The following is a 26,562-nucleotide window of genomic DNA, read 5'->3' as shown; positions in this document are numbered from 1 at the left end:
TTAAAATATTCCTTCTTTAATTAAATCGTGTAAGTGAACTACACCTACATAATTGTTATTAATGTCAGTAACTAAAATTTGAGTGATATTATTGTTTTCTAACGTGTCTAGAGCTTCAACAGCCATAGCATCTGCATCAATTGTTTTTGGTGATGTACTCATAATATCAGCAGCGGTAAGTTCATCTATCTTTGTCGTTTTACTTAACATTCTACGAATATCTCCATCAGTAATAATTCCTGTAATTTTATTATTAGTATCAACAACAGCAGTCACACCTAGACGTTTTTCAGAAATTTCTACAATTACTTGGGTAACTTTGTCGATACTTTTTACCTTAGGTAATTCGTTATTTTTAATAAGGTCAGAAACTCTTAAGTATAACCGCTTGCCTAAAGCACCTCCAGGATGATATTTTGCAAAATCACTACTTGAAAAACCTCTTAATTCTAATAAGCATACAGCTAAAGCATCTCCTAAAACTAACTGAGCTGTTGTGCTAGTTGTTGGAGCTAAGTTATTAGGACAAGCTTCTTTTTCAACAAAAGAATTTAAAAGGAAGTCAGCATTTTTTCCTAAGAAAGAGTCAGGATTCCCTGTTATAGCGATAATTTTGTTGTTATAGTTTTTAATTAAAGGTACTAAGACTTTTATCTCAGGAGTATTTCCACTTTTAGAAATACAAATAACTACATCGTTATCCTGTACGTTACCTAAATCACCATGTATAGCATCAGCAGCGTGCATAAAAACAGCAGGTGTACCTGTTGAGTTAAAAGTAGCGACCATTTTAGTTGCAATATTGGCACTTTTTCCAATACCAGTTACAATAACACGACCTTTTGAATTAAATATAAAATTAACAGCGTCCGTAAACGAGCTATTTAATAAATTTGCTAAATTAGCAATAGCATTACTTTCTAAAAGGATAGTTTCTTTTGCGGTTGAGAGAATAGCGTTTGCGTCTTTCAAGTTAAAAAAGTTTTAAATATATTTTAAAGTGTAAAAATAGGAATAATTTGAGAAGAAAATCTTTTTTAATAAAAAGAAAGTTTACGTTATGTATTGTTGGGAATTTTTGTAAATTAGTTCTCGTTTTTAATTTTTGATATTAGAAGATGAATAAAGAGCAGACGGATTTATATGGATCATTAAAAAAAATCTTCGGATTTAACCAGTTTAAAGGGCTACAAGAAGATGTAGTTAACAGTGTGTTAGAGAATAAAAACACATTTGTTATTATGCCAACTGGGGGTGGTAAGTCGCTATGTTATCAATTACCTGCCTTAATGAAGGAAGGTACAGCAATTGTGGTATCGCCATTAATTGCTTTAATGAAAAACCAAGTAGATGCCATTAGGGGTATTTCTGAAAATCATGGAATAGCCCATGTGTTAAATTCTTCGTTGAACAAATCGGAGATTGCACAAGTAAAATCAGATATTGAATCGGGAATTACCAAGTTATTGTACGTAGCTCCTGAATCTTTAATTAAAGAAGAGTACGCTGAGTTTTTAAGAAGACAAAAAATATCATTTGTAGCTATTGATGAAGCGCACTGTATATCTGAATGGGGACATGACTTTAGACCTGAGTATAGAAATCTGAGAAATATTATTAAACAGATTGATAATGTACCAATTATTGGTTTAACTGCAACTGCAACAGAGAAAGTACAAGAAGACATTCTTAAAACTCTTGGAATGTCAGATGCAAATGTGTTTAAAGCATCTTTCAACAGATCAAATTTATTCTACGAAGTTAGACCTAAGACTAAAGATGTAGAAAAAGACATTATTCGCTTTATAAAACAACGACTAGGAAAATCAGGTATTATTTACTGTTTGAGTCGTAAAAAAGTGGAAGAAATAGCGCAAATTTTACAAGTTAACGGAATTAATGCTGTTCCTTACCATGCAGGTTTAGACGCAAAAACACGTGTAAAGCATCAAGACATGTTCTTAATGGAAGATTGTGATGTTGTAGTAGCTACGATTGCTTTTGGTATGGGAATTGACAAACCAGATGTTCGTTTTGTAATACACCACGACATTCCTAAAAGTTTAGAGAGTTATTATCAAGAAACTGGTAGAGCAGGACGTGATGGAGGAGAAGGTTATTGTTTAACTTTTTATTCGTACAAGGATATCGAAAAGCTTGAGAAGTTTATGGCGAACAAGCCTGTTGCCGAACAAGAAGTTGGACATGCTCTATTACAAGAAGTTGTAGGGTACGCTGAAACATCAATGAACAGACGTAAGTATTTACTGCATTATTTTGGAGAAGAATTTGATGAAGTAAATGGAGAAGGCGCTGATATGGATGATAATATGCGAAATCCTAAGAAGAAGCACGAAGCTAAAGATGAAGTAGTAACTTTATTATCTGTTATTAGAGATACTAGTGAAATGTATAAACCAAAAGAAATTGTAAACACAATTATTGGTAAAGAAAATGCATTGTTAAAATCTCATAAAACAAACGATCAATCTTTTTTTGGTATTGGTAAAGCTAAAGATAATCATTACTGGATGGCTTTAATTCGTCAAGTTCTAGTTGCAGATTTAATCAAGAAAGAAATAGAACAGTATGGAGTTCTAAAATTAACAAAAGAAGGTAAAGAGTTTATAAAAAATCCATCATCATTTATGATGACAGAAAATCACGTTTATAAAACAGCAGATGATGGGACTATTATAACCAATGAAAAATCAGCAGGAGGAGTAGATGATAAATTGGTAGTAATGCTAAAAGATTTAAGAAAGAAAGTAGGAAAACGTTTAGGAGTTCCTCCTTTTGCGGTTTTTCAAGACCCATCTTTAGATGATATGGCATTAAAATACCCTGTAACATTAGATGAACTTGCAAAGGTTCATGGTGTTGGTGAGGGGAAAGCTAAAAAATATGGTAAAGATTTCGTTGCGCTTATTTCAAAATATGTGGAAGACAACGATATTATGCGTCCTGATGATTTAATAGTTAAAAGTACTGGAGTTAATTCTGGATTAAAGTTATACATCATTCAAAATACAGATAGAAAATTGCCTTTAGAAGATATTGCTAAGTCTAAAGGTTTAGAAATGTCTGAATTAATAAAGGAGATGGAAGCTATTGTGTTTTCGGGAACTAAACTTAATATTGATTATGCAGTAGATGACTTACTTGATGAGGATCAGCAGGAAGAAATTCATGATTATTTTATGGAAGCTGAGACAGATAAAATTCAAGAAGCCTTGGATGAGTTTGATGGAGATTATGATGATGATGAATTACGATTAATGCGTATTAAATTTACCAGTGAAATAGCTAACTAAAAAACTTAACAATATGCAAGCAAGTACTTACTTACATTTTAACGGAAACTGCAAAGAAGCAATGACTTTTTATGCGGATGTTTTAGGTGGTGAAATGACAATGTTGATGCAATTTAAAGATGCTCCAGAAGAAGTTTGTAAAAACATTCCTGAAGAAGCAATGGAATTAACAATGCATTGTACTGTAGAAGCAGGAGGTTTCTCTATTATGGGGTCTGATTTTTTAAATGAAAAAGAAGCGTTTACAAAAGGAAATAACTTTGCAGTAAGTATAAATACTGAAGACGAAGATGAAGCAGTTGCTATTTTTAATGGACTTTCTTCTGACGGGGCTTTTGTTATGATGCCTTTTGAAGAAGCTTTTTGGGGAGGTAAGTTTGGAATGTTAAAAGATAAGTATGGTGTAAATTGGATGGTGTCTTTAGAAGAACAAATAGCGTAATGAACCCTAAAGTAACACAATATATATTAGATAAAAATAATTGGACGCAAGAGTTAAATCTCTTGCGTTCTGTTTTTATGGATCTTCCTGTTGAAGAAACTATTAAATGGGGAGCACCTGTTTATGTACATAAAGGAAAAAATATAGTAGGATTATCTGCTTTTAAAAACTATTGTGGTTTATGGTTTTTTCAGGGGAGTTTTTTAGTTGATAAAGAAAAAGTATTGGTAAATGCTCAAGAAGGAAAAACACAAGCAATGCGTCAATGGAGATTTAATGAATTGGGTGAGATTGATACCATACTTATTAAACAATATGTATTAGAAGCTATTAAAAACTCTGAAGAAGGAAGAGAATTAAAAGCGAAAAAGAATACTAAACCCATAATTATCCCTAAAGAATTACAGTTAGAATTGGATAAAAACGATAGGTTAAAGGAAACTTTTAACGAGTTTACTTTGAGTAAGCAAAGAGAGTTTATCAATTATATTTCTGAAGCAAAAAGAGTAGCGACCAAAGAAAAACGGCTTGAAAAAATAATTCCGATGATACTAAAAGGTATAGGACTGTATGATAAGTATAGAAATTGTTAGTTAATTGTAATCTTATCAATTGTAGCAGTTGAATCACAGCGTATAACATATAAGTCAATGTGACTTAAGCTATCTTTTCCAGTTATAAAGTACTCTGCACAAGGTTTTAAACGAGGTTTACTTTTTCCAAAATCTACATCTCCATTATTTAAAATAGTAAAAATGGTAGTAGTATCAATCTTTGAAGTAGCTAATATTTGCTGAGCGTTATCAGAAAACAAACGCTTTTTTATTCTAATAGTCTTTAAAGTACGAGCATCCATTCCATAATCGAAAGAAACATCTTTACCTTTCCAAATAAAAAGAACGACTAAACTACCTAAGGCAATCCCTATTAAATAATAACCAACACGTTTTAACCACTGCATAATTTAAAAATTGAAGTGCAAAAGTAAGTAAAATTGAACTATAAAATCAATAAATTAATATCTCTATAAGGAAGGTCAAACCAGTCAGCTACAGTTTTATTAGTTAAGATTCCATGGTAAAAATACATGCCATTACGTAAACTTTTATCAAAGCGAGCCGCATTTTCAAAACCTCCTTCTTCAGCTATTTCTAGGAGGTAAGGAGTGAAAATATTACTAATAGATACAGAAGCTGTTCTAGAATATCTAGAAGGAATATTAGGCACACAATAATGTATTACCCCATGGTTAGAAAAAGTAGGTTTACTATGTGTGGTAACTTGAGAAGTTTCAAAACAGCCACCTCTATCAATGCTAACATCAACAATAACAGCACCATCTTTCATTTGTTCAATCATTTCTTCAGTAACAACCACAGGAGAGCGGTCTTTTCCTCTAATAGCTCCTATAGCTACATCACAGCGCATTAAAGCTTTTTGTAGGGTTTTAGGCTGAATTGTTGACGTATAAATAGGTGCTTGTACACATGATTGTAAATTGCGAAGTTTTGTTATTGAGTTGTCAAAAACTTTAACTCTTGCACCCAGTCCAATTGCTGTTTTGGCTGCAAATTCTCCAACAGTTCCTGCACCTAAAATAACTACATCAGTTGGAGGAACTCCTCCTATATTTCCTAGTAATAAACCATTTCCTCCATTAGAAGCAGTCATAAGCTCAGCTGCAATGTGCATAGAGGCAATTCCGGCAATTTCACTTAGTGATTTTACTATAGGAAATACACCGTGTTCATCTTTAATATAGTCAAAAGCAATTGCTGTTACTCTTTTTTTAGCAAGAGCTTCAAAGTATTTTTTGTTTTGTGTTTTTAATTGTAGAGCAGAAATTAAAACCGTTTGAGGGTTTAACATCTGAATTTCTTCTAAAGACGGTGGTTCTACTTTTAGTACAATATTACAAGCAAAAGCTTCTTTGATATCGTAGGATATTTTTGCACCAGCATCAGAATATTCTTGGTCACTATAATTAGCTCCTTCACCAGCACCAGTTTCAATTACAATTCTATGTCCGTGAGCTACTAATGCAGCAACAGCATCAGGAGATAAACTAATTCTTTTTTCTTCAAAATGAGTTTCTTTTGGTAACCCTATAAATAAATCTCCTTTCTGCTTTTTAATTTCAAGCATTTCGGTTTGTGGCATTAACTGCTCTTTGGTAAAAGGTGAAATAGAACCCATCTAAATTTAGTTAGTTTTTAATTGAATGTTTCGTTGCCCGTTTTCTAGCAAGCTAATTGATATTGAAACAGTATCTAAAGGTAGTAAATTTTTAACATTTTCAGGCCATTCAACTAAACACCAGTTATTGCTGTATAAATAGTCTTCAACCCCCATATCATAAGCTTCTTCTTCGTATTCAATACGGTAAAAATCAAAATGATATACTGTTTCGTTTGAGTTTGTTTTATACTCGTTGACCAAAGAAAAAGTAGGAGAATGGGCAATGTCTTCTACACCCAAAACTTTACATATTTCTTTAATTAATGTCGTTTTACCAACTCCCATTTCTCCATAAAAAAGTAATATTTTATGTTGGGAAGTAGCAATGATTTCTTTAGCTACAGCTGTCAACTCGCTAAGTGAATAATTTCTGTTCATAAGTAGCAAAAATAATGAAGTAATGTTTGTTAATAAAATTTACTTTTTCACTATTTTGGATTATAAACAGCACAAGGAATAATCATTTCTTCGAGTGAAACTCCTCCATGTTGATAAGTATTTTTATAATACTTTACAAAGTGATTATAATTGTTTGGATAAGCAAAAAACAAATCTTCTTTTGTAAATATAAAAGGGCTATTAATAGCTATTGAGGGTAAGAAAATATCTTTTGGGTTTTTAACCGCATATACATCTTTATCTTCATAGCTCAAACTTCTACCAGTTTTATATCGTAAGTTAGAACTGATGTTTTTATCACCAATAACTTTGGTAGGATGTTTACAATTTATAGTACCATGATCGGTTGTAATTATTAACTTTTGTCCTAATTTTTGTGCTTTTTGAATAATCTCATAAAGAGGCGAGTTTTTAAACCAGCTCACTGTTAAAGAACGATACGCTTTATCATCACCAGCAAGTTCTTTAATAACTTCCATTTCAGTTTTGGCATGCGAAAGCATATCAACAAAGTTATAAACTACAGTAGTAAGATCATTTTGTCGTGTTCCATTGTAGCTGTCAGCTAAGTCCTTCCCACTTTTTAAAGAAACTATTTTGTAATATTCATGTGTAATATTTAGACCCAAACGTTTTATTTGTTCATCTAAAAAATTAGCCTCAAATAAATTTTTACCCCCTTCATCAATATCGTTTTTCCAATAGTCTGGATGTCTTTTTTCCATTTCAGAAGGCATTAATCCAGAAAATATAGCATTACGTGCATATTGAGTAGCTGTAGGTAATATACTATAATAAGAATGTTCTTCTTCTTTCTTGAAATAATTATTAATAAAAGGTTCTAAAACTCTGTATTGGTCATAACGGAGGTTATCAATCACTACCCATAAAACTCCTTGGCTTTTGGATAAATTAGGGACTATATAATCTTTAAATAAAGTGTGCGAAAATGTGGGTTTATCATCTCCTGTTAACCAATGTTGGTAATGCTTTTTAATGAACTTAAAAAATTGTGAGTTGGCTTCAGATTTCTGAGATTCTAAAATCTCTAACATCCCCGTGTCGTTGATGTTTTCTAGCTCAAGTTCCCAATGAACTAATTTTTTATAAAGTTCAGCCCATTCCTCATAAGAATTAACCATAGCTAAATCCATCGAAATTTTTCTAAATTCTTGTTGGTAACTTGATGTTGTTTTTTCTGAAACTAAGCGAGAGTGATCTAAATTCTTTTTTAAACTCAATAGTATTTGATTTGGGTTTACTGGCTTGATTAAGTAATCAGCAATTTTTGAACCAATAGCTTCTTCCATAAGATACTCTTCTTCACTTTTAGTAATCATAACAATAGGAAGGTTTGTATTCTTCTGTTTGATTTCTGAAAGTGCTTCTAATCCAGTAATACCTGGCATGTTTTCATCTAAAAAAACAATATCAAAATTATTTTCACTAACCAAGTCAATAGCGTCTGTACCATTGGTGCAGGTTGTAACTTTGTAATCTTTTTTTTCTAAAAAAAGTATATGTGGTTTTAATAAATCTATTTCATCATCTACCCAAAGAATATGTATGTTTCTCATCATAATTTTCAATTTATTTACTACCTAAATAACGCCTAAAAGCTGTTTTGTTGTGTTTTTAAAAGCTAAAAATACGTTAATTAAACGCTGGTTAATTTGGTTTTGTAGATAAATTATGATTTTTTTGTTTAAAATTCAAGGATTTATATATTTTGAAGAAATCAAAAACCAACAAATTAAAGATAATTAACGATCCTATTTATGGATTTATCTCCATACCAAATTCTCTAATATTTGATATTATTGAGCACCCATATTTTCAAAGGCTACGTAGAGTAACACAAATGGGCTTATCAAACTTAGTATATCCTGGAGCGAATCATACACGTTTTCATCACGCAATAGGCTGCATGCATTTAATGCAAAAAGCTGTACATGTATTGCGAATGAAGAACGTTGAAATTTCAGAAGAAGAAGCAAATGCTTTGTATATAGCTATTTTGTTACATGATATAGGTCATGGAGCATACTCACATGCCTTAGAGCATAGCATTGTGAATGGAATAACTCACGAAGAAATTTCATTAAAATTTATGAAAGTCTTGAATGATGAGTTTGATGGGAAGTTAAGTTTAGCTATTCAAGTATTTGAAGGGAAACACCCACGTAAGTTTTTATACCAATTAATATCAAGTCAATTAGATATTGACAGATTGGATTATTTAAAAAGAGATAGTTTTTTTACTGGAGTAGCAGAAGGAAATATTTCATCAGATCGTTTAATAGCAATGATGAATGTGGTGGATAATGAATTGGTTATTGAACAAAAAGGAATTTATTCGGTAGAAAAATTTGTTATTGCGCGACGCCTAATGTATTGGCAAGTTTATCTACATAAAACAGGTTTAGTGGCTGAAAACCTTTTGGTAAGCATATTAAAGAGAGCAAAGGAGTTAGCAACAAAAGGAGTAGAGTTACCTTCTAGTAGAGCACTCAAGTATTTCTTGTATAATCCGATAAATAAAGAAAATTTCTCAAATACAACATTAGAAATATTTTCAGAGTTAGACGATTATGATGTTTTATCAGCAATAAAAGAATGGAAGAATCATGAAGACTTTATATTATCTACATTAGCAACAAAAATTATAGACAGAAGTTTGTTAAAGATTGAAATTCAGGAAAAACCATTTACTGAGGAGTATATTGAAAAGAGGCGTAGAAAGCTCAGAAAACTTGTAGACTTAAGTGAACAAGAGCTCGAATATTTTGTTTTTTCAAATGAAATAAAACATCAAGCATACAATACAAAGAAACCAATTAAAATTTATACAAAAAAAGGGAAGTTAAAAGACATAGCAAAAGCTTCTGATCAGCTAAATCTTAAAGCATTAACAAAACCTGTAGTAAAATTTTACCTCTGCTATCCTAAGAAAATAAAGTAGGTGAATACTTAGAAACAAACTCTAATCAAGAAGTATTTGAACAAAAATAATTACTTTTGCAGATAATGAAATTTACAGCAAAACAAATAGCCGATATTTTAGAAGGAGAGATTGATGGAAATCCAGGAGCTGAAGTATCCACACTTTCTAAGATAGAAGAAGGCAAGCAAGGTTCTTTAACCTTTTTATCAAACCCAAAATATAACTCATACATATATACAACCAAAGCATCGGTAGCTATTGTAAATAAAAGTTTTATTCCTGAAAAGGAAATAGAAACTACTTTGATTAAAGTAGAAGATGCGTATAAAGCATTTTCAAAACTTTTGGAGTTTTACAATGAGGTAAAGAATAATAAGCAAGGAAGAGAAAATCCTCATTTTATTGCTGAATCAGCTACTATTGGAGATAACGAGTACATTGGAGCTTATGCTTATGTTGGAGAAAATGTGGTTTTAGGTAATAATGTTAAAATTTATCCTAATTCTTATATAGGCGATAATGTTACTATTGGTGATAATACAGTTGTTTTTGCAGGAGTAAAAATTTACTCTGAAACCGTTGTAGGTGATAATTGTAAGATACATTCAGGAACAGTTATTGGAGCAGATGGTTTTGGATTTGTACCAGATGAAAATGGAGAATATAAAGCAATTCCACAAATAGGAAACGTTATTATAGAAGATAATGTAGATGTTGGGTCTAATTCAACTATTGATAGAGCTACTCTTGGATCTACAATAATTAGAAAAGGAGTAAAATTAGATAACCAAATTCAGATAGCTCATAATGTAGAGATTGGTAAAAATACCGTGATAGCTTCTCAAACAGGGATTGCAGGATCAACTAAAATAGGAGAAAACTGTATGATTGGAGGTCAAGTAGGTATTGTTGGTCATATCACTATTGGAAACAATGTGAAGATCCAAGCCCAATCAGGGATAGGAAAAAGTTTAAAAGATGAAGAAGTAGTACAAGGTTCTCCAGCATTTGGATATTCAGACTACAGTAAGTCATATGTACACTTTAAAAACTTACCAAAATTAGCAACTACAATACATAAAATAGAAAAAGAGTTGAATGCTCAAAAAATAAAAAATGAGTAAGAAACAAAAAACAATACAAAACGAAGTTACGTTATCAGGTGTTGGATTGCACACTGGTAATGAAGTTACAATGGTTTTTAAACCAGCTCCAGAAAATCATGGATTTGCTTTTAAGCGAGTAGATTTAGAAGGGGAACCCGTGATAGAAGCAAAAGCTGATTATGTAACAAATACGCAAAGAGGAACAAACCTTGAAAAAAATGGCGTTCAAATACAAACATCTGAACACGTTTTAGCTGCTGCTGTTGGTTTAGACATCGATAATTTGCTTATTGAAATTAATGCTTCTGAACCTCCAATAATGGACGGATCGTCTAAATTTTTTATAGAAGCTCTAGAAGAAGCTGGAATTGTTGAGCAAGAAGCAGAAATTGAAGAGTATGTGGTAAAAGAAGTTATTTCATATAAAGATGAAGTAACAGGAAGTGAAATTATTTTAATGCCTTCAGATGAATACCAAGTAACTACTATGGTAGATTTTGGAACTAAGATTTTAGGTACTCAAAATGCCACATTAAATACAATTTCAGACTTTAAAGAAGAAATTTCAGCGGCAAGAACATTTAGTTTCTTACACGAAATTGAAATGTTGTTAGAAAATGATTTAATTAAAGGTGGAGATTTGAATAACGCTATTGTCTATGTTGACAAAGAGTTGTCTGACAGTACAATGGAAAAGTTAAAAAAAGCCTTTAATAAAGACAACATAACAGTAAAGCCTAACGGAGTTTTAGACAACTTAACATTACATTGGGCTAATGAAGCTGCACGTCATAAATTGTTAGACGTTATTGGTGATTTAGCTTTAACAGGTACTCGAATTAAAGGTAAAGTAATTGCTAACAAACCAGGACATTCCGTAAATACTACTTTTGCTAAGAAATTAGCTAAAATCATAAAAAAGGAAAAAAGAAACAATGTTCCTTCCTATGATTTAAACCAACCACCATTAATGGATATCCATAAAATAATGGATATTTTACCTCACAGACCACCATTTTTATTGATTGATAGAATTATTGAATTATCAGACAAGCATGTGGTAGGTATGAAAAATGTAACAATGAATGAAAATTTTTTTGTTGGACATTTCCCTGGAGCACCAGTTATGCCAGGAGTTCTTCAAGTGGAGGCTATGGCACAATGTGGAGGAGTTTTAGTATTAAATACAGTTCCTGACCCAGAAAACTATTTAACATACTTCATGAAAATGGATAATGTTAAATTCAAGCAAAAAGTATTACCAGGAGATACATTAATATTTAAAAGTGAATTAATAACTCCAATAAGAAGAGGTATTGCTCATATGCAAGCTTATGCATACGCTAATGGAAAATTGGTGTGTGAAGCAGAGCTTATGGCACAAATTTCAAAAGTAAAATAATATGAATCAACCACTTGCGTACGTACACCCTCAAGCAAAAATAGCTAGAAATGTAGTTATTGAACCTTTTACTACGATTCATGCAAATGTAGAAATTGGATCAGGAACATGGATAGGTTCTAATGTAACTATCATGGAAGGTGCACGCATCGGTAAAAATTGTCGAATTTTTCCAGGAGCTGTAATTTCAGCAATCCCTCAAGATTTAAAGTATAATGATGAGGATACGACTGTAGAAATAGGAGATAATGTAACCATAAGAGAGTGTGTAACCATTAATAGAGGAACACTTGATAGAATGAGAACAGTTATTGGTGATAACTGTTTAATAATGGCTTACTGTCATATTGCGCACGATTGTAAAGTGGGAGATAATTGTATCTTTTCAAATAATTCAACATTAGCAGGACACGTAACTGTTGGTGATAATGTAGTGTTAGCAGGTATGGTGGCAGTACATCAATTTGCTTCTGTAGGTAATCATGCCTTTGTAACAGGTGGATCCTTGGTACGTAAAGATGTTCCTCCTTATGTAAAAGCAGCAAGAGAACCTTTATCATACGTGGGGATCAATTCTGTAGGATTAAGAAGAAGAGGATTTAGCACTGAAAAAATAAGAGAAATTCAAGACGTTTACCGTATATTGTTTCAAAAAAATTATAATAATACTCAGGCTATAGATATTATAGAGGCTGAAATGGAAGCAACTTCAGAAAGAGATGAGATTATTCAGTTTATCAAAGATTCGCATCGTGGAATCATGAAAGGATATTTTAAAGCAAATTAATTATTAAAATTGCACTTAAAGAGCAATACTATAAAGATCAAAATAAATGGCAACAACATCAGATATTAAAAAAGGATTATGTATAAAGTATAATCACGATATATTTAAAATCATTGAATTTTTACATGTAAAACCAGGAAAAGGACCTGCTTTTGTACGTACAAAATTAAAAAGTGTTACTACAGGTAAGGTTATAGACAATACCTTTTCTGCAGGTCATAAAATAGAAGATGTTCGTGTAGAAACGCATAAATTTCAGTATTTATATCCTGAAGGAGATTTATACCACTTCATGAATACGGAAGATTATAACCAAATTACACTTCAAAAATCAGTATTAGATGCTCCAGATTTAATGAAAGAAGGAGAAGTAGTTACTGTTTTAATAAATACTGAAGATGGAATGCCATTATCAGTAGAAATGCCTTCTCATGTTATTTTAGAAGTAACCCATACTGAACCAGGAGTAAAAGGAAATACTGCAACAAATGCAACTAAACCAGCAACTGTTGAAACAGGAGCAAGAATTAATGTTCCTTTATTTATTAATGAAGGAGACAAAATAAAAATAGATACAGAAAAAGGAGCTTATACAGAACGTATTAAAGAATAAATATAATATTCCCGCTTTGGCGGGAATTTCTTTTTAAAGATGAAATTTAAACATCCTCAAACTTTAGAGCAAATTGCTACTTTATTAAATGTAGAATTTGTTGGAGAAAGTAGTTTTTCTATAACAGGGATTAATGAAATTCATGTAGTAGAAAAGGGAGATATAGTCTTTGTAGATCACCCAAAATACTACGATAAAGCATTAAACTCAGCTGCTACAACAATACTGATAAATAAAAAAGTAGATTGTCCTGAAGGTAAATCATTATTAATCTCTGAAGATCCTTTTAGAGATTTTAATAAAATAACGAAACATTTCAATCCTTTTATAGCTTCAAAAAGTAGTATTGCTGAATCTGCTATTATAGGAGAAAATACTGTTATACAACCAAACGTTTTCATAGGAGAAAACGTAACAATAGGAAAGAATTGTTTAATACATGCAAATGTGTCAATTAACAATAACTGTATAATAGGAGATAATGTAACAATCCATGCCAATACAGTTTTAGGAGCAGATGCATTCTATTATAAAAACAGACCAGAAGGTTTTGATAAATTAATCTCTGGAGGTAGAGTAGTGCTTGAAGATAATGTAGATTTAGGAGCTTCTTGTACAATTGATAGGGGTGTAACTGGAGATACTTTAATAGGTGCTGGATCAAAAATTGACAATCAGGTTCATATAGGTCATGATACAGTAATAGGTAAAAAGTGTTTAATAGCAGCTCAAACAGGTATTGCAGGATGTACTGTTATTGAAGATGAAGTAACTATTTGGGGACAAGTAGGAATTGTTAGTGGCTTAACTATAGAAAAAGGAACCGTTTTAATGGCACAAACAGGTGTGATGAAATCTTTAAAAAAGGGAGTCTATTTTGGTACACCTCAAAAAGAATACCGTCAAAAAATGCGTGAAGTAATTTATTTAAAAAACGAAACTAATAAACAAAAAAAGTAACGTAAAATTAATTGTGAAAACACAATTAAAAAGTTATTTTTGTCTGTCTTAAAAAAATAATAAAAAGCAAACCAATGAGTGTTTTAGTAAATAAAGATTCAAAAATTATAGTTCAAGGTTTTACAGGTAGCGAAGGAACTTTCCACGCTGGCCAAATGATCGATTACGGAACAAACGTAGTTGGAGGTGTAACACCAGGTAAAGGAGGTCAAGAGCATTTAGGAAAGCCAGTTTTTAATACAGTTGATGAGGCTGTACAAAAAGCAGGAGCTGATACCTCTATTATTTTTGTACCACCAGCATTTGCTGCTGATGCTATTATGGAAGCTGCTGAAGCAGGAATTAAAGTAATTATTTGTATTACTGAAGGAATTCCTACTGCTGACATGGTAAAAGTAAAAGCTTACATTGATAAGTTAGATTGTACTTTAGTAGGACCTAACTGTCCAGGAGTAATTACTCCAGAAGAAGCTAAAGTAGGAATTATGCCAGGATTTATCTTCAAAAAAGGTAAAGTAGGTATTGTTTCTAAATCAGGAACTTTAACGTATGAAGCTGCTGATCAAGTTGTAAAACAGGGTTACGGAATTACTACAGCTATTGGTATTGGTGGAGATCCAATTATTGGAACTACTACTAAAGAAGCCGTTGAGTTATTAATGAATGATGATGAAACTGAAGCAATTGTAATGATTGGTGAAATTGGAGGTAATTTAGAAGCGGAAGCTGCTCGATGGATTAAGGCTGATGGAAATCGTAAACCAGTTGTTGGTTTTATTGCAGGTCAAACTGCTCCAGCTGGTAGAACAATGGGACATGCAGGTGCTATTGTTGGTGGTGCTGATGATACAGCGCAAGCAAAAATGAAAATTTTAGCAGAAAATGGAGTACATGTTGTAGAGTCTCCTGCTAAAATTGGAGAAATGGTAGCTAAGGTTTTAGCATAACTTTAAAAATAATAAGTTTTTAACATTTTTTGTTAAAATTTAACCACAAATTATTTTAAAGTCCGTTGAATTTGTAAATTCAACGGACTTTTTAATTTAATCAAAACTAAATATTAATGAAAACAATTAAGTTGCTATTTATTAGCATGTTGCTTATTACTGCTATTGGGTGTAAGCAAACGACTACTTCAGAAAAAGAGGTAAAGACAGAGCAAAAACAGGATGTCAACGGTTTTAATTACGAAACTGTTACTAACGACCCCACAGGTTTACGCTTATATACTTTAGACAATGGTCTTAAAGTATATTTAAGTAAAAATACTGATGAACCTAAAATTCAAACCTACATTGCAGTAAGAGCAGGTTCAAATTACGATCCAAAAGAATCTACAGGTTTAGCGCACTATTTAGAGCATATGGTGTTTAAAGGAACTCATAAAATTGGTACAGTAGATTGGGAGAAGGAAAAAGAATATTTAGATAAGATTTCTAGTTTATATGAACAACATAGAACAGAAGAAGATGTAGAAAAAAAGAAAGCAATTTACCAAGAAATTGATAAGGTTTCTTTAGAAGCATCAAACTATTCTGTGGCAAATGAATATGATAAAATGACTGCATCTTTAGGAGCAACAGGAACTAACGCACATACTTGGTTTGAAGAGACTGTTTATAAAAACAAGATACCTGCAAACGAATTAAATAAATGGTTAGACTTAGAAGCAGAACGTTTTAGTACTTTAGTATTGCGATTATTCCATACAGAATTAGAAGCTGTATTTGAAGAGTTTAACAGAGGTCAAGATAACGATTTTAGAAAGCGTTATGCAGCAATGTTAGACGGTTTATTTCCTAATCATCCTTACGGTCAGCAAACTACAATTGGTACAGGTCAACACTTGAAAAATCCTTCAATGATTGATATTCATAATTATTTCGATAAGTATTATGTGCCAAATAATATGGCTGTGGTATTAGTAGGGGATTTAGATTTTGATGCTACTATTAAAAAAGTAAGTGAAACTTTTGGTAAAATGGAGAAGAAAGAATTAGTTCACCCAACATTACCAAAAGAAGAGCCAATTACTCAACCAATTATTAAAGAAGTTTTTGGCCCTACTGCAGAATCAATATCTATTGCTTATAGATCAAAAGGAGTAAACACTGAAGAAGAAAAGTTTGTTACACTTTGTGATATGATTATGGCTAATGGTAATGCAGGTTTATTAGATTTAAATTTAAATCAAAAGCAAGTAGTACAAAGAGCAAGTTGTTCTCCAACATTTTTAAATGATTATGGTTACCATTCTTTTATAGGAAACCCTAAATCAGGACAAACTTTAGATGAAGTTAAAGACTTAATATTAGAGCAAATTGAAAAATTAAAGAAAGGAGAGTTTGAAGATTGGATGATTGACGCTGTTGTAAATGATTTAAAATTAAGTCAAACTCTTCATTATGAGAATAATACAGCTTTAGCTAGCGCTTATTTTAATGCATTTATTCATCATGAAAATTGGTCTGATAAGGTGAAATTTTTAGATGATTTAAAAAAGGTTTCTAAGCAAGAATTAGTAGATTTTGCTAACAAATTTTATCAGAATAATTATGTTGTAACTTATAAACGTAAAGGGGAAGATAAAAATGTTGTAAAAGTTCAAAACCCAGGAATTACTCCAGTTAACTTAAATAGAGATAAAAGTTCAGAGTTTTTAAAGGAGTTCAATAAAATTGAATCAGCTCCTTTACAACCAAAGTTCATCGATTATAAAACAGCTATAAAAGAAACTAAAATGGCAAATGATATTAAAGTTTCTTATGTTTTAAATGAAAAGAATGACTTATTTGACTTGAACATCATTTTTGATATGGGTAGAGATAATGATAAAAAATTAAGTCTTGCTGCTGGATACTTAGAGTATATAGGAACAGATAAATATTCTGCTGAAGAAATTAAAAAAGAGTTTTACAAGTTAGGAGTAGATTATTATGTAAGCGCCCAAGATGATAAAACTTACGTAGGCTTACGTGGATTGAAAGAAAATTTACCAAAAGGTTTAGAATTGTTAGAGCATTTATGGGAAAACGCTAAAGCTGATCAAGATGCGTATGATAAGTATGTTGAGAAAATCTACAAAGGTCGTCAAGATGGTAAAACTCAAAAAGAAAATATCCTTTGGAATGGTTTATATAGCTACGGAAAATATGGAGAAAATTCTCGTTTAAGAAATATCATGCAAATTGATGAGTTAAAAGCTATCGACCCTGAAGAACTTGTAAACATTGTAAAAGGAATGAAAAATTACAAGCAACGTATTTTCTATTATGGTAAAGATGTAGATGATGCTGTGGCTGCATTAAACAATCATCATAAAATTTTAGGAGAGTTAAAAGATTATCCTGCTGCTAAAGAATATGCTGAAACTGAAACTGGTGGAAATGTTTTTTATACTGATTATGACATGGTACAAACTGAAATGCTATTTTTAGCTAAAGGAGAACCATTCAAACCAGAAAACTTAGCAGCTTCAACATTATTCAACACCTATTTTGGTAGTGGATTATCATCAATCGTTTTCCAAGAAATACGTGAATCTAAATCGTTAGCATATTCAGCATTTGCATCGTATAGTAATGCTAGTAAAAAAGAAGATCCTAACTATGTAATGGCGTATGTTGGTACTCAGGCAAATAAGTTAGAGCAAGCGGTAGATGCTATGATGGATTTAATGAATAACATGCCAGAAGCAGAAAAGCAATTCAATGCAGCTAAAGAAGCTACACTTAAGAAGTTAGCAGCTCAAAGAATTACAAAATCAAACATTTTTTGGTCTTACGAAAGATTAAAAAAGTTAGGTATTGATAATGACAATAGAGAAGAAATGTACAACACCATTAAAAATATGGAAATGCAAGATTTAAAAACATTTTTTGATAAAAATGTAAAAGGAGAATCTTACAACGTAATGGTGATTGGTAATAAAAAAGATTTAGATGTTAAGTCGTTACAAAAATTAGGTAAAATAAAAGAACTAGATGTAGATTATTTATTTAATTATGTAAACGAAAAGAAGATAAAATCTTAATTTATTAAAGTTTATATCAATATAAAATCCTGCTAAAAAATAATCTTTAGCAGGATTTTCTTTTTATATTTGACCCTATTAAAACAACTAATAAATGAAACTTTTAGAAAATAAAACAGCAATTATTACAGGAGCTACTAGAGGAATTGGTAGAGGAATTGCATTAGAGTTTGCAAACCAAGGGTGTAATGTTGCATTTACTTATAACTCTTCTGTTGAGGCAGCAACTGCTTTAGAAAATGAATTGAAAGAATTAGGGGTAAACGCTAAAGGATATCAATCTAATGCGGCAGAGTTTGATGCAGCTCAAGAGTTGACAAAAAATGTTTTAGCAGAATTCGGAACTATTGATATATTAGTAAACAACGCAGGTATTACAAAAGATAATTTATTAATGCGTATTTCTGAAGAGGATTTTGATAAAGTAATCGAAGTAAATTTAAAATCAGTTTTCAATTTAACCAAAGCAGTGATTCGTCCGATGATGAAGCAACGTGCAGGATCAATTATTAATATGAGTTCTGTAGTTGGATTAAAAGGAAATGCAGGTCAAGCAAATTATGCAGCTTCAAAAGCAGGAATTTTAGGATTTTCAAAATCAGTAGCTTTAGAGTTAGGTTCTCGTAATATTCGTAGTAACGTTGTAGCTCCCGGTTTTATTGAAACTGAAATGACTGCAAAATTAGATGAAAAAGTAGTTGAAGGTTGGAGAAACGAAATTCCTTTAAAAAGAGGAGGAACTCCAGAAGATATTGCAAATGCCTGTGTGTTTTTAGCATCAGATATGAGCTCATATATTACTGGTCAAACATTATCAGTTGACGGAGGAATGTTAACATAAGATTTGACTTAAATATAAAAAGTAAAAAGCCTGTATTATTTTTATAATACAGGCTTTTTCTATTTTAATGGGTTGATTTGCTTGTAAGCGGGCAAGCACGAGGGATTTGCCTTGGGGGACAATTTCTATAAACTCAACTTAAAGGGGATATAAGTTTTAGGGGGAGTTTATTTTTTAATGACTCATAAAATTCAAACGATTTGTTGGGGGATACAAATACTGAGGGGTTATTTGAATTTTACAATTCATTAAATTCTTAGGGGATTGTTAGGGAATCATTCATACTATTTTTTTTTGTAATCTTCAAAGGTTCCATCATCGTATAGAACTAAAATATTTTTAATTTCTCTAAAAGCGGCTGACTCTTTTGGTTTCATAGTACTCTCTGAGAATTGCGTATTTGATTTTTTTTCGGGTTCTTGGTCAAATACTACATTTTCAGTAAACAGAGAAGGAGCTTCATTTTTCTCTATATTTATCTCTTTCTCTTGATTTTTTACATTTGGAGGAAAACTGCCTTTACCATACACTAACCAATTTAGATCAACTTCATCAAAAGCCGTTTCAACTTTTATAATAAAATCTAAGCTCGGTTTATTTCTTCCTGATAATAGGTGAGAAATGCTAGATCTTGGAACATCAATTTTATCAGCAAAGCTTGACGCTGATAAATTGTAATAGTCTAATATCTGTTTTAATCTTTCAATCATTTGTTTACTTATGTAAAACATTAGGAACTGTTTACGATTGTAAATATATATTGTTTTATAAATGTAGACAAGAAAAATTTAATATTTCTTCAAAATAATTCAAAACAAGGCGATTAAGCACTTTAACAAACAACGTTTAAATTGCTGTAAAACAACATTTTAAGTATTACGTATAGAGAAAATTTATTCTTTTGTTAAATATCTTTATTTACATTTGTAATTAAACTGATTATTTGTTTTGTTAAGTTTATAAATGTAAAAATCTCTTTTTTTTAATAAATATAATGTGTTTAAATAACCATTTATCCTTATTTAACTGACTTAAACATCAAATAAGCAACTTTAAGGCAAATAATAAAGATTCTGCGGTAGTTTAGTCTAAATAAATATGAATCAGGCTGTAAACTTTATAATACTTCTATAACTACTTTAAATTACTTATGGGATTAATCATATCCTTTCAAAGTATTTATATAAATATATTATATATGTAGAATAGAAGTTAAATAAGAAGAATATTACAAATGTTACCATAACTAGATAGTTAACAAGTGTAAACTACATGTTTTGTTGTTTACTTTTGTAAAAAAAGAAAGCACCCTGTTTACAGAGTGCTTTTTGTAGTTGAGAATGTAGTATTCTACTTATTTTTTATTCTCTATCCATTTTCTTGCATTAACAAAAGCTTCTAACCAAGGAGAAACTTCATCTTGTCTGTCTTGTGGATAGTTAGCCCAGTTCCATTGGAAAGTAGAACGTTCAATATGTGGCATAGTTACTAAATGACGACCAGTCTTATCACATAGCATTGCCGTGTTATAATCTGAACCGTTTGGATTGTTAGGATATCCTTCATATCCATACCTAGCAACAATGTTATAATTATCTTCAGTTTCAGGTAAATTGAATTTTCCTTCTCCGTGAGAAATCCAAACTCCTAATTCAGTTCCTGCTAAACTAGATAACATTACTGAATTATTTTCTTGAACTTTTACAGACGTAAACGAACTTTCGTGCTTTTCAGATTCATTGTGTAACATCTTACCATGTTCACTATGTTCTGGATTAATTAATTCTAATTCCATAAACAACTGACATCCGTTACAAATACCTACAGAAAGTGTATCTTCTCTGTTAAAGAAATTTTTCAAAGCAGTATTCGCTTTTTCATTATATAAAAATGCTCCGGCCCATCCTTTAGCAGAACCTAAAACATCTGAATTAGAAAAACCTCCAACGGCTCCAATAAATTGAATATCTTCCAACGTTTCACGACCAGAAATTAAATCTGTCATGTGAACATCCTTCACATCAAAACCAGCCAAATACATAGCGTTTGCCATTTCACGTTCAGAGTTAGAACCTTTTTCACGAATAATAGCAGCTTTAGGTCTGTTAGTTACAGTACCCACAGTATCAATAAGCTTTCCTGTAAAATGAGTTGGAAATGTATATTGTAAAGGTTGGTTTTTATAGTTGTCAAAACGATCTTTAGCTAAACCATTTGCTGTTTGCTTTTGATCTAATAAATACGAAGTCTTATACCAAGTATCTCTTAATTCAGCAATCGATAAAGCAAAAACATCAGCCCCGTTTTTAATATTTAATCGATCAGATTCAGTTACTGAACCTATTTTAAAGAATTCAATATTATTATCTGCTAAAGTTTGTTCAACAGAAGCATCTGTTGCTTGGAAAACAATTCCTGAGTTTTCGGCAAATAACAACTTGATGCTATCAGCTTCGTTTAAAGCAGATAAATCTAAGTTTGCACCTATGTTTACATCTGCAAAACACAATTCTAATAAAGTAGTAATTAATCCTCCAGATGCCACATCGTGACCTGCAACGATTTTTCCTTCTTTTATTAAATTCTGTAAAGCATTAAAAGTAGATTTAAAGAATTCATTATTTTTAATAGTAGGAGCTGAGTTTCCTAATTTATTTAGGATTTGTGCAAACGAACTTCCTCCTAATTTAAAATCATCTTGCGATAAGTTGATGTAATAGATGTTTCCTTTATTTGGTTGTAAAACAGGCTCTACTACTTTTGTAATATCGTTACAGTTTGCAGCAGCAGAAATAACTACAGTACCCGGAGAAATTACTTCTTCATTCGGATATTTCTGTTTCATTGATAAAGAATCTTTTCCTGTTGGAACGTTGATTCCTAAATCGATAGAAAAATCAGAAACCGCTTTTACTGCTTTATATAAGCGAGCATCTTCACCTTCATTTTTACAAGGCCACATCCAGTTTGCCGATAATGAAACCGATTGTAAACCATCTTTTAAAGGAGCCCATACAATATTAGTTAAAGCTTCAGCGATTGAGTTTTTACTTCCAGCTTCCGGGTCAATCAATCCAGAAATAGGAGAGTGCCCAATCGTAGTAGCAATACCTTCTTTACCTTTATAATCTAATGCCATTACCCCAACATTGTTCAGTGGAATTTGTAATGAACCAACACATTGTTGCTTCGCTACTTTTCCTCCAACACAACGGTCAACTTTATTAGTCAACCAATCCTTACAGGCAACAGCTTCTAATTGTAAAACTTGCTCTAAATAGTGAGTAAAGTTTTCTTTAGAATACTCCACATCAGCATACTTACGATTAACTGTATGATCAGTCATAACTGTTTTAGGAGAACTACCAAACATGTCTTCTAAAGCTAAATCCATTGGTTTGTTTCCGTTAGTTTTAGATTCAAAAGTAAAGCGGTGATCCCCAGTAACGTCACCTACTGTGTACATAGGTGAACGTTCACGTTCAGCAATCTTATTAAGGGTGTTTATATGTTTTTCAGCAATAACTAACCCCATACGTTCCTGAGATTCGTTTCCAATAATCTCTTTATCAGACAGCGTAGGGTCTCCAACAGGTAATTTATCTAAATCGATCTTTCCACCCGTATCTTCTACTAATTCAGATAAACAGTTTAAGTGTCCACCAGCTCCGTGATCATGAATAGAAATGATAAAATTCTCATCACTCTCTACCATACCACGAACCGCGTTGGCAGCACGTTTTTGCATTTCAGGATTTGAACGTTGCACTGCATTTAATTCAATTCCTGTTGAAAATTCTCCGGTATCAGCAGAAGAAACCGCAGCTCCTCCCATACCAATACGGTAGTTTTCACCTCCTAGAATTACTATTTTATCTCCTTCTTGTGGAGTATCTTTTAATGCTTGTTCTTTTTTACCATATCCGATACCACCTGCTTGCATAATTACTTTATCGAAACCAAGTTTGCGAGCATCTTCTTCATGTTCAAAAGTAAGAACAGAACCACAGATTAATGGCTGACCAAATTTATTACCGAAATCAGAAGCTCCGTTAGAAGCTTTGATTAAAATATCCATAGGAGTTTGGTATAACCACTTACGTTCGTCCATTCCTTTTTCCCAAGGACGATTTTCTTCTAAACGAGAGTAAGAAGTCATATAAACAGCTGTTCCTGCTAATGGCAACGATCCTTTTCCTCCAGCTAATCTATCACGAATTTCACCTCCTGAACCCGTTGCAGCTCCGTTGAAAGGCTCAACAGTAGTAGGGAAGTTGTGTGTTTCAGCTTTTAGTGAAATAACAGACTCAAATTCTTTTGTTTCGTAAAAATCTGGTTTATCTGCGCTTTTAGGAGCAAATTGCTCTACTTTTGGACCTTTAACAAAAGCAACATTGTCTTTATAAGCAGATACAATATCGTTAGGATTTTGTTTAGACGTTTCTTTAATTAACTTGAATAAGGAAGTAGGCATTTCTTCACCATCAATAACAAAAGTACCGTTGAAAATTTTATGGCGACAGTGCTCTGAGTTTACTTGAGAGAATCCAAATACTTCAGAATCTGTTAACTTTCTTCCAATTTTAGTTGCTACTTCTTCTAAATACCCAATTTCTTCATCGCTTAACGCCAATCCTTCTTGCTCGTTATAAGTAGCAATATCATCAATTTCTAAAATTGGTTCAGGTTGAATATTGATGGTAAAAGTTTCTTGGTTTAAGCTGTTAAACTTTTGAGAAATCATTGGGTCGAAGTCAGAAAAATCATTAGCTACTGCATCAAATTCTTCAATTCTGATAATTCCAGAAATTCCCATATTTTGAGTAATTTCAACAGCGTTGGTACTCCAAGGAGTAATCATAGCTGCTCTAGGGCCAACAAAAAAGGCGTCGAGAGACGCCGCGTTTATTTTCGGTTGGTTGCCAAATAACCAAGTTAACTTCGAAATTGTTTCAGATGTTAATTCTTCTGTTGTTTGAACAGCAAAAACCTTGCTGTTTACGTTTCCAAAGAAATGAATCATTGTTAGTTGTGTTTGTGTGTGTTTTTGAAAGGCGTAAATTTAATTCTTTTGGATGAAATAAAAGCATAAAAAAAGCAGCAAAATTTTGCTGCTTCTTATAAGGTTATTTTACTTGTTAAAGTAATGACTATCAATATACATTTCTTGTTCAAACTTGTTTGTTGACACACTTATGTCAATATGTTCAAAACTTTTTACTTCGTATGTAGATTTTGAAGATACCCCTCTTATATCATCTAGTGCTGTTTTAAGCACAATTTCATTTTCATCACCAAAAGGTAAGATGTTATCCCAATGTTTCCATTCTTCGATTAAGATATTAGGCTCAAATCCATCACCATAATCATTTTGACCAAGCTTATTGTAGATTTGAAAAACAATTGGCTGCATAGCCATTTTATGTGAAGTATTGACTCCTTTACCATCATGAAAAGTATAATCAGTAGTAGGAGAGTCGTATAAGGTGATAGACCCCTCATTTTTACCAACTGTTTTAGTTCCTATTATTTTAACATCAATAAAGGGACGCAGTCCATTTATAATCATTTCACTAGCAGATGCAGTACTACCAGATGCTAAAACATATAATTTATTAATACCTGATAATCTATTGATTGTTTCTTCACTAGTCTTTTTTCCATCTGTTCCATAAACATTTAACGTATTGCCAAAATAATAAGGTGAATCTTGTTGAGGATGTTTGTCGTTAAATTTTAACTCGGCAAACTTATCAGTACCGGCTTCAGCATGTATCATACTTGCTAAATATGCAGATGTTTGTACAGAACCACCACCATTAATTCTTAAATCTAATACTAATTCTTGAATTCCAGCAGATTTTAACTCACCAAAAGCTGCGTTTAATTCATCATTATAAGACGATCTAAACCCATTGTATAGTAAGTAGCCGACTTTTTTACCATTTATATTATCAAAAATCTTAGTTAGATGGACGGGGTTATCAGACACTACAGCCTGTGTTATAGTTTTCTTCTCTTTAAGGGTTTTACCGTCTTTTTCAGTAAAAGAAAATTCAGAGGTCTCTTGGTAATATCCATCAAGTACAGTTTCATAATTACTTACGGTCATTACAGTTCCATTTATAGCATTAATTATGTCTCCTCTTTTAAATCCTGCTAAATCTGCAGGAGAACCTTTTGAAACATGTTGAACAAATATTACAACATAGTCAGTAGTACCAACTCTAACGAGACTAGGTCTAAAACCAAAAGTTTTTGAAGTTCCTTGAAATTGTTGTTGCTGAGCGACATAATCTTCTATGAACCAAGAAAAGTCATCGTCAGCATGTTTAAGGCTTTCAAATAATGAATTAGGTGTATTATATGAGTTTAGAAAGGTATAGTAATCATTTATATTATCATCTTTACTATCTGCTAAATTAGGAACATCTTCTTGCCAATTGTACCACGAGTTCATGGCTTTCCATACAAAATTATTTACTTTATTGTTTAGTTTAACTTCATCTACTGGTTCAGCTAGTTTATCATCTTTACTACAACTTAAAAGAATTGTAAACATAAAGGATAGTAATATGATTTTTTTCATTATTCAAAGTAATTATATATTAATTTATAAACAATATAACATATAAAATATCACTTACCCTATTTTTTTTACAAAAAAATTAATTTTTATCAGGTATTCTGTTTCTTTCTATTTTACCTTTTTTTACTGTTTTATAGTTTTCGTAACAATTTAAAACAGCTTCAATTAATTGTAGGTCACTGGCTTTTTTTATAAAGTATTCAGAATAGTTACAGTCAGATAATAGCTTATTTAACTCAGCCCTATCCATTTCAAGATATTCCATCATAACTTCACGATCAAATTTACCAGCTAACATTTTACGCAAATCGTCTTCTTTTTTAAGCTTCTTTAATTTTTTAAGCTGTTTAGGTTTGCTTCCGAATAGGTTATATACCAAATCAACCGGATTCAAGAGTTTAGCAATAGGAGAGGAAATTTTTTGAGGCCTTCCAACTTCATACGTTTGTGGCAATCCATTGATATGTATTCTAGTAAAACGATCTTTTGGAACTTGTTTTATATCTACCTCTAAAACACCAATTAGTTCAGTTGACTTAATTACAACTTCTTTTACCTCTTCAGGCTTTTCCTCTAAAGATATAACAACTTCATTTCCTTTTAAAAGATCATTAGTAACTTTTAGCTTAATAGAAGCATAGCCTAAATAAGAAACCAACACAGTATCATTTGCTTGAGCAACAAGATCAAAGAGTCCATTTTCATTAGTAATGGTACCTACTACGCTATTAAGGTTTAAAATATGAGCTGCACTTAAAGGTTTTTTAGATTCTGAATCTATTATTTGCCCTTTTAATTTGTCTTGTGCCTGAATAGATGATATACTAAATACTATTGCTATTAGGAAGAATAATTGTTTTTGCATAAGGCGAAAATAAGAATAATAGGCTTTAC

At 31.7% G+C, this 26,562-nt stretch carries 21 protein-coding genes; 12 read left to right on the top strand and 9 right to left on the bottom strand.

Annotated features, from left to right (window positions below; all coding sequences use genetic code 11):
• Nucleotides 1–972, bottom strand: a complete 972-nt coding sequence (locus MHM83_RS11235) for a KpsF/GutQ family sugar-phosphate isomerase (RefSeq protein ID WP_047788748.1) — start codon at nucleotides 970–972, stop codon at nucleotides 1–3.
• A gap of 146 nt (nucleotides 973–1,118) precedes the next feature.
• Here MHM83_RS11235 and MHM83_RS11230 point away from each other — a divergent pair, with 146 nt between their 5' ends.
• From MHM83_RS11230 to MHM83_RS11220, 3 genes are read left to right on the top strand one after another with little or no spacing between them, the layout of a single operon-like run.
• Nucleotides 1,119–3,314, top strand: coding sequence for a RecQ family ATP-dependent DNA helicase (locus MHM83_RS11230; protein ID WP_159491039.1), 2,196 nt, complete (start codon nucleotides 1,119–1,121; stop codon nucleotides 3,312–3,314).
• A 13-nt stretch (nucleotides 3,315–3,327) separates the two neighbouring features.
• On the top strand, nucleotides 3,328–3,756 hold the full coding sequence (locus MHM83_RS11225) for a VOC family protein (RefSeq protein WP_047788750.1): 429 nt from the start codon (nucleotides 3,328–3,330) through the stop codon (nucleotides 3,754–3,756).
• Nucleotides 3,756–4,349 carry a YdeI/OmpD-associated family protein gene (locus tag MHM83_RS11220; RefSeq protein ID WP_239179825.1) on the top strand — a complete coding sequence of 198 codons (594 nt, stop codon included), beginning with the start codon at nucleotides 3,756–3,758 and terminating at the stop codon, nucleotides 4,347–4,349. The genes MHM83_RS11225 and MHM83_RS11220 overlap by 1 nt, the downstream gene beginning before the upstream one ends.
• On the opposite strand, the gene MHM83_RS11215 is transcribed toward MHM83_RS11220, so the two are convergent.
• From MHM83_RS11215 to MHM83_RS11200, 4 genes are read right to left on the bottom strand one after another with little or no spacing between them, the layout of a single operon-like run.
• Nucleotides 4,346–4,717, bottom strand: a complete 372-nt coding sequence (locus MHM83_RS11215; RefSeq protein ID WP_167713798.1) for a DUF4258 domain-containing protein — start codon at nucleotides 4,715–4,717, stop codon at nucleotides 4,346–4,348. The genes MHM83_RS11220 and MHM83_RS11215 overlap by 4 nt on opposite strands.
• Nucleotides 4,718–4,755: 38 nt before the next feature.
• On the bottom strand, nucleotides 4,756–5,952 hold the full coding sequence (locus MHM83_RS11210) for an alanine dehydrogenase (RefSeq protein WP_047788753.1): 1,197 nt from the start codon (nucleotides 5,950–5,952) through the stop codon (nucleotides 4,756–4,758).
• A 6-nt stretch (nucleotides 5,953–5,958) separates the two neighbouring features.
• Entirely contained in the window at nucleotides 5,959–6,372 is a 414-nt protein-coding gene (tsaE, locus tag MHM83_RS11205; protein ID WP_047788754.1) for a tRNA (adenosine(37)-N6)-threonylcarbamoyltransferase complex ATPase subunit type 1 TsaE, read from the bottom strand.
• Nucleotides 6,373–6,422: 50 nt separating this feature from the next.
• Nucleotides 6,423–7,970, bottom strand: coding sequence for a bifunctional response regulator/alkaline phosphatase family protein (locus tag MHM83_RS11200; protein WP_239179933.1), 1,548 nt, complete (start codon nucleotides 7,968–7,970; stop codon nucleotides 6,423–6,425).
• Nucleotides 7,971–8,122: 152 nt separating this feature from the next.
• Here MHM83_RS11200 and MHM83_RS11195 point away from each other — a divergent pair, with 152 nt between their 5' ends.
• From MHM83_RS11195 to fabG, 9 genes are all read left to right on the top strand, one after another.
• A complete protein-coding gene (locus MHM83_RS11195) occupies nucleotides 8,123–9,355 on the top strand; it encodes an HD domain-containing protein (RefSeq protein ID WP_239179823.1) in 1,233 nt (410 codons plus the stop codon).
• Nucleotides 9,356–9,420: 65 nt separating this feature from the next.
• The gene (gene lpxD, locus MHM83_RS11190; RefSeq protein ID WP_047788756.1) at nucleotides 9,421–10,461 is read left to right on the top strand and encodes a UDP-3-O-(3-hydroxymyristoyl)glucosamine N-acyltransferase; all 1,041 of its coding nucleotides are present in this window, start codon (nucleotides 9,421–9,423) and stop codon (nucleotides 10,459–10,461) included.
• A complete protein-coding gene (locus tag MHM83_RS11185) occupies nucleotides 10,454–11,845 on the top strand; it encodes a bifunctional UDP-3-O-[3-hydroxymyristoyl] N-acetylglucosamine deacetylase/3-hydroxyacyl-ACP dehydratase (protein WP_239179821.1) in 1,392 nt (463 codons plus the stop codon). The genes lpxD and MHM83_RS11185 overlap by 8 nt, the downstream gene beginning before the upstream one ends.
• A 1-nt stretch (nucleotide 11,846) precedes the next feature.
• Nucleotides 11,847–12,632 carry an acyl-ACP--UDP-N-acetylglucosamine O-acyltransferase gene (lpxA, locus tag MHM83_RS11180; protein ID WP_047788758.1) on the top strand — a complete coding sequence of 262 codons (786 nt, stop codon included), beginning with the start codon at nucleotides 11,847–11,849 and terminating at the stop codon, nucleotides 12,630–12,632.
• A 46-nt stretch (nucleotides 12,633–12,678) separates the two neighbouring features.
• Nucleotides 12,679–13,245, top strand: a complete 567-nt coding sequence (efp, locus tag MHM83_RS11175) for an elongation factor P (protein WP_125067518.1) — start codon at nucleotides 12,679–12,681, stop codon at nucleotides 13,243–13,245.
• 39 nt (nucleotides 13,246–13,284) lie between these two features.
• Entirely contained in the window at nucleotides 13,285–14,205 is a 921-nt protein-coding gene (locus MHM83_RS11170) for a UDP-3-O-(3-hydroxymyristoyl)glucosamine N-acyltransferase (RefSeq protein WP_239179819.1), read from the top strand.
• A 74-nt stretch (nucleotides 14,206–14,279) separates the two neighbouring features.
• Nucleotides 14,280–15,152 carry a succinate--CoA ligase subunit alpha gene (gene sucD, locus MHM83_RS11165; protein ID WP_047788761.1) on the top strand — a complete coding sequence of 291 codons (873 nt, stop codon included), beginning with the start codon at nucleotides 14,280–14,282 and terminating at the stop codon, nucleotides 15,150–15,152.
• Nucleotides 15,153–15,268: 116 nt separating this feature from the next.
• Nucleotides 15,269–18,238 (top strand): M16 family metallopeptidase, encoded by a 2,970-nt coding sequence (locus MHM83_RS11160; RefSeq protein WP_239179817.1) that lies wholly within the window; start codon nucleotides 15,269–15,271, stop codon nucleotides 18,236–18,238.
• Between the two features lie 94 nt (nucleotides 18,239–18,332).
• Nucleotides 18,333–19,079: a 3-oxoacyl-[acyl-carrier-protein] reductase gene (fabG, locus tag MHM83_RS11155; protein WP_159614978.1), complete on the top strand. Its 747-nt coding sequence runs from the start codon at nucleotides 18,333–18,335 to the stop codon at nucleotides 19,077–19,079.
• A gap of 284 nt (nucleotides 19,080–19,363) precedes the next feature.
• Here fabG and MHM83_RS11150 read toward each other — a convergent pair whose 3' ends face one another.
• The 4 genes from MHM83_RS11150 to MHM83_RS11135 all read right to left on the bottom strand — a co-directional run bounded on the left by MHM83_RS11150 (nucleotide 19,364) and on the right by MHM83_RS11135 (nucleotide 26,533).
• Nucleotides 19,364–19,810 (bottom strand): helix-turn-helix domain-containing protein, encoded by a 447-nt coding sequence (locus MHM83_RS11150; protein WP_239179815.1) that lies wholly within the window; start codon nucleotides 19,808–19,810, stop codon nucleotides 19,364–19,366.
• A gap of 623 nt (nucleotides 19,811–20,433) precedes the next feature.
• Entirely contained in the window at nucleotides 20,434–24,102 is a 3,669-nt protein-coding gene (gene purL, locus MHM83_RS11145; RefSeq protein ID WP_239179813.1) for a phosphoribosylformylglycinamidine synthase, read from the bottom strand.
• Between the two features lie 108 nt (nucleotides 24,103–24,210).
• The gene (locus MHM83_RS11140) at nucleotides 24,211–25,668 is read right to left on the bottom strand and encodes a S41 family peptidase (protein WP_239179811.1); all 1,458 of its coding nucleotides are present in this window, start codon (nucleotides 25,666–25,668) and stop codon (nucleotides 24,211–24,213) included.
• Between the two features lie 79 nt (nucleotides 25,669–25,747).
• Nucleotides 25,748–26,533: a carboxypeptidase-like regulatory domain-containing protein gene (locus MHM83_RS11135; RefSeq protein ID WP_159614974.1), complete on the bottom strand. Its 786-nt coding sequence runs from the start codon at nucleotides 26,531–26,533 to the stop codon at nucleotides 25,748–25,750.
• Nucleotides 26,534–26,562: the final 29 nt, after the last annotated feature.

The sequence above is a fragment of the Tenacibaculum sp. Mcav3-52 genome, from assembly GCF_022347665.1.
GTDB classification, from domain to species: Bacteria; Bacteroidota; Bacteroidia; order Flavobacteriales; family Flavobacteriaceae; genus Polaribacter; species Polaribacter mesophilus.
Note: the sequence above shows the minus strand (reverse complement) of the source record. Positions and strands in the feature narration are given on the sequence as shown.